The organism is Neobacillus sp. NPDC058068, assembly GCF_042885335.1.
GTDB lineage: Bacteria > Bacillota > Bacilli > Bacillales > Cytobacillaceae > Neobacillus.
Genome location: NZ_JBHVSI010000071.1, coordinates 1 through 1,089, shown reverse-complemented (window position 1 = coordinate 1,089; position 1,089 = coordinate 1). Strand labels below are relative to the sequence as shown.

Sequence of the window (1,089 nt, the reverse complement as noted above, 5' to 3'; positions counted from 1 at the left end):
ATGGTTTTGATAAAAAAATATACAATTTAGAAAGTTAGATGGTGGGTAGCACACTTTGTATCAATATTTTGATACTTCTGGTATGTTGAATATTAGAAATAAACATATGTATATGAACAATGGAATGGTTTCCAAAAAGCGACTATGAACTTAATTACATAAGAAAAATACCCGTCTAGGGATTACAATTGAAGAATGAAGGTGGAAGTAAATGTTTAATCGAAAAAAAATCAATGCTGATGTGAATGAAGGGTTTCCAATTGAACGAAACAAACGGCTGACGGCAATTGCTGCTACTGTACTTTTTGTTCTCATCATAGCGGAGTTTGTCACTATGGCGAACCTAGTTGAACTGATTTCTTACCATATTTATGTCGGTATCTTAATAGCTGGACCCCTTGTTGTCAAAATGTGTAGTACCAGTTACCGATTTTTTCGTTACTATACAAAATCTCCTGATTTTGTAAAAGCAGGTCCACCAATTATATTACTTCGACTCTTAGCCCCGTTCCTTGTTGTCATTACCGTTTTGGTAATGGTTAGTGGGTTTGGACTCGTATTGGGCGGACATGCCCATGAGGGATTGTTTCTTAAAATCCATGCTATTAGTGTAATTTTATGGTTGCCGTTACTGGCTGTCCATATTTTTGCCTATATTCGTAAGGCTTCTGGTCTAATTGCAAATGATTGGACCAGAAAATCTAAATACCGAGTACCAGGTCGCCAAGGGCGAATTGGTATTAACGTTGCAGCATTAATAGTGAGCGGAATTGTCGCTAACATCCTGACTCCGTTGTATCGGGGGGAGCCTGAACATGGAATACCTCCACTTGTTCTAGGAATTGTGGCTACCGTAATTGCGGTCATCATCGCTAGACCACACTTAGGTATAACTAATAAAGGACCACGGTTATAGGTATCTATAATGAAACGACTTCTTTAAGTATATTGGTTTTTATGATTACTCTTTTGGAAATGTCTTTTTTAACTAGTGTGGGGGCTTGATTATACTTACTTTTTATTCAAGTAACGGGTGCATTAGTTGAACAGCGGGGTTGCTGCGGCGATCCTGTTTTTATTGAGCTAAAG

Annotated in this window: 1 protein-coding gene; it reads left to right on the top strand. The window is 37.8% G+C overall.

Annotated features, from left to right (window positions below):
• The first annotated feature begins 211 nt into the window (after window positions 1-211).
• Window positions 212-916, top strand: coding sequence for a hypothetical protein (locus ACFVSW_RS28025; protein ID WP_387319897.1), 705 nt, complete (start codon window positions 212-214; stop codon window positions 914-916).
• Window positions 917-1,089 lie beyond the last annotated feature (173 nt).

Coding starts and splice junctions, on each gene's coding strand:
- ACFVSW_RS28025 (WP_387319897.1), top strand. CDS start 212: ATGTTTAATCGAAAAAAAATCAATGCTGATGTGAATGAAGGGTTTCCA.